At 72.0% G+C, this 3,571-nt stretch carries 4 protein-coding genes; all 4 read left to right on the plus strand.

The features are described 5' to 3' along the window. Positions 1-2,201 (plus strand): hybrid sensor histidine kinase/response regulator (locus B8460_RS17830; protein WP_048862968.1); only part of this gene is annotated, 2,201 nt, incomplete at its 5' end. A 25-nt stretch (positions 2,202-2,226) separates the two neighbouring features. Continuing rightward, positions 2,227-2,730 (plus strand): chemotaxis protein CheW, encoded by a 504-nt coding sequence (locus B8460_RS17835; protein ID WP_052945299.1) that lies wholly within the window; start codon positions 2,227-2,229, stop codon positions 2,728-2,730. Next, on the plus strand, positions 2,727-3,101 hold the full coding sequence (locus B8460_RS17840; RefSeq protein ID WP_048862969.1) for a response regulator: 375 nt from the start codon (positions 2,727-2,729) through the stop codon (positions 3,099-3,101). The genes B8460_RS17835 and B8460_RS17840 overlap by 4 nt, the downstream gene beginning before the upstream one ends. Then, on the plus strand, positions 3,098-3,571 hold a 474-nt coding region (locus B8460_RS17845; protein WP_048862970.1), incomplete at its 3' end, for a response regulator. The genes B8460_RS17840 and B8460_RS17845, both read left to right, overlap by 4 nt.

Raw genomic sequence — 3,571 nt, forward strand, 5'->3', positions numbered from 1 at the left:
CGGCGGCCGAACCGGCAGCCGACACGCCGGCACCCCCGACCCCACGGGCCACGCCCAAGCCGGCCGAGGACGCAGCCGCGCCCACGGCGGCGGAACCGGCGGCCGGACAGACGATCCGTGTCGCGGTCGAGGTGCTGGAGGATCTGATGACGATGGTCAGCGAACTGGTGCTGACCCGCAACCAGCTCCTGCAGCTCGCCCGCACGCAGGAGGAGGCGCTCGGCGCGCTCACCGGCCCGCTGCAGCGCCTGTCGCTGATCACCTCCGACCTGCAGGAAGGGGTGATGAAGACCCGCATGCAGCCGATCGGCAACGCATGGAACAAGCTGCCCCGCCTCGTGCGCGATCTGTCGCATGAACTCGGCAAGCGCATCGAGCTGACGATGCTCGGCGCGGATACCGAACTCGACCGGCAGGTGCTCGAACTGATCAAGGACCCGCTGACGCACATGGTGCGCAACAGCGCCGATCACGGGCTGGAATCGACGGCCGCGCGGCGCGAGGCCGGCAAGCCGGAGACGGGCCGCATCACGCTCAATGCCTATCACGAGGGCGGTCACATCATCATCGAGGTGGCCGATGATGGGCGCGGCCTGCCGGTCGACCGTATCCGCGCGAAGGCGCTCTCCGCCGGTCTCGCGACCGAGGCCGAGCTTGCGGCCCTCTCGGACGCGGAGATTCAGCGCTTCATCTTCCGCGCCGGCTTCTCCACCGCGCAGCAGGTCACCGCCGTCTCCGGCCGCGGCGTCGGCATGGATGTCGTCAAGACCAACATCGAACGCATCGGCGGGACGATCGACCTGCGCAGCACGCCGGGCGCGGGCACCGTCTTCACGATCAAGATTCCGCTGACGCTCGCCATCGTCTCCGCCCTGATCGTCGAGGCGGCGGGCGAACGCTTCGCCATCCCGCAGATCAGCGTGATCGAGCTGGTGCGCGCAGGCGGCGAGCCGGCGGCGGGCGCGGACCGCGCCGCCCTCGGCAACGCCGACGCACGCGCCGGCGAGGCGTCCCGGACCAGCATCGAACGGATCGACGACACCCCCGTCCTGCGCCTGCGCGACCGGCTTCTGCCCCTCGTGCCGCTCGACCGGCTGCTCGGCCTGCCGGAACGCGGCGCCGACGTGAGCGGCGCCACGATCGTGGTGACGCAGGTGGGCGGCCACATGCTCGGGCTCATCGTCGACCGGGTGTTCGATACCGAAGAAATCGTCGTCAAGCCGGTGGCGCCGATCCTGCGGCACATCTCGATGTTCAGCGGCAACACCATCCTGGGCGACGGGTCGGTCATCATGATCCTGGACCCGAACGGCATCGCCCGCGCGAGCGGCGTCGGCGCGGCCTCGGCCACGCGACCCGGCGTCGCCGCCACGACCGCCGCGACGGCGACGCAGCGACAGGACCGCACGGCGCTGCTGCTGTTCCGTGCCGGCAGCGCACAGCCGATGGCCGTCCCCCTCAGCCTCGTCGCGCGGCTCGAGGATATTCCACGCGCCCGCATCGAGCTGTCCTGCGGCATGCCGGTGACGCAGTATCGCGGCCGGCTGATGCCGCTCATCGCCATCGCCCCGCCCGCCGAGGAGACACCGACGCAGCCGGTGCTGGTGTTCGCCGAGGGCGATCAGTGCGTGGGGCTGATGGTGGATGCCATCCTGGACGTGATCGAGGATCGGCTGTCGATCGCCCTCGGCGCAGCCCGGCCGGGCGTGCTCGGCACCGCGGTGGTGGGCCGCCGCGCGACCGACGTGCTCGACACCGCCTACTGGCTACAGCAGGCCGGCGGCGACTGGTTCCGCAACCGCCCCGATGCAACGGCGGGCGCGCGCGTGCTGATCGTCGAGGACAGCGCTTTCTTCCGCAGCCTGCTGACGCCGGCGCTGACGGCCGCGGGCTATGCCGTGGTGAGCGTGGCCGACGCGCAGGAGGCGCTGCGCCTGCGCGAGGCGGGCGAGGCGTTCGCCGCCATCGTCTCCGACATCGCCATGCCGGGGATGGACGGGCTCGACTTCGCCCGCAGCGTCCGCGCCGGCGGCGCCTGGGCGACGCTGCCGCTGATCGCGCTGTCGGCCCGTGCCGAGGCCGAGGACGTGGCGGCCGGACGCGAGGCCGGCTTCACCGACTACGTCGCCAAATACGACCGCGATCAGCTCCTCGCCTCGCTGCGCCAGTGCCTCGCGAGCGCGGCACTCGTCAGCGTCTGATCCAGCGTCTGATCGGAGGGAGCCGATGCCGCTCGACACCGCCACCCGCACGCCGCAGGCCAACACTTCGCTGCCGCCCGACGCCGTCGAGGGCGACGGCGGACAGGTGTTCGTGACGCTGACGCTCGCCGATCAGCTGTGCGGCATACCCGTCCTCGGCGTGCGCGACGTGCTGGCCGAACAGACGATCACGCGCATCCCGCTCGCCCCGCCCGAGATCGCGGGCAGCCTCAATCTGCGCGGGCGGATCGTCACCGCGATCGACCTGCGCCGCCGGCTGCGCCTGCCGCCCGCGCCGGCCGGCGCACGTCGCATGTCGGTCGTCGCCGAGCAGGCGGGCGAGCTGTACGCCCTGCTCGTCGATCAGGTGGCGGAGGTGATGCGCCTCGACCCCGCGCAGTTCGAACGCAATCCCCCCACCCTCGCCTCCGCCTGGGCCGAGTACAGCCAGGGCATCTACCGGCTGGAGACCCGCCTGCTCGTCGTGCTCGACACCGCCCGCCTGCTCGCGATCGGCGCCGCCGCATGACCGGCGCCCCCCGCACCTGTCTCGTCGTCGACGACAGCCGCGTGGTGCGCACCATCGCGCGCCGCATCCTGGAAGCGCAGGGTTTCGCCGTTACGGAAGCCGCCGACGGGCAACAGGCGCTGGACGCCTGCCGCGCCCGCCTGCCCGACTGCGTGCTGCTCGACTGGAACATGCCGGTGATGACCGGCATCGAGTTCCTCAAGCGTTTGCGCGCCGAATTCGGCGAACGCCCGCCCGTCGTGTTCTGCACCACCGAAAACGACTTCGACTTCATCGAACAGGCGCTTGCCCAAGGCGCGCAGGAATACATCATGAAGCCGTTCGATGCGGCGCTGCTGGTCGACAAGTTCACGCAGGCTGGCCTGCTGTGACCCTTGCCGCCGCGCCGCCGCGTCCCCCGCCGCACGCCGCCGCCGAGTCCCCGGTCCGGGTCCTGATCTGCGACGACAGCGCGGTCATCCGCGCAGCCCTCGCCCGCATGCTGGAGGGCGATCCCCGCATCTCGGTGGTGGGCCGCGTGGGCGACGGACGACAGGCGGTCGAGGCGGTGGCGCGGGAACGGCCGGACGTCGTGGTGCTCGACATCGAAATGCCGGTGCTCGACGGTCTGGGCGCGCTGCCGTTGATCCTGCGCGCCGATCCGTCGGTCCGCGTCGTCATGGCCTCGACCCTGACGCCGCGCGGCGCGGATGTCGCGCTGCATGCCCTGCGGCTGGGCGCCTCCGACTATCTGCATAAGCCCTCGGCCGCCGCGATCGGGGCGGCGGCCTTCCGCGACGAGCTGATCGCCAAGGTCACGGGCCTAGCGCGCCTGCGCCGCGGGGGGGCGCGGCCGGTCCCG

Origin of the sequence: Acidisphaera rubrifaciens HS-AP3 (genome assembly GCF_000964365.1) — a bacterium.
GTDB classification, from domain to species: domain Bacteria; phylum Pseudomonadota; class Alphaproteobacteria; order Acetobacterales; family Acetobacteraceae; genus Acidisphaera; species Acidisphaera rubrifaciens.

What these genes read in the sequence shown, in the direction of transcription:
- B8460_RS17835 (WP_052945299.1), top strand. Translation starts at nt 2,227, where the DNA reads ATGCCGCTCGACACCGCCACCCGCACGCCGCAGGCCAACACTTCGCTG.
- B8460_RS17840 (WP_048862969.1), top strand. Translation starts at nt 2,727, where the DNA reads ATGACCGGCGCCCCCCGCACCTGTCTCGTCGTCGACGACAGCCGCGTG.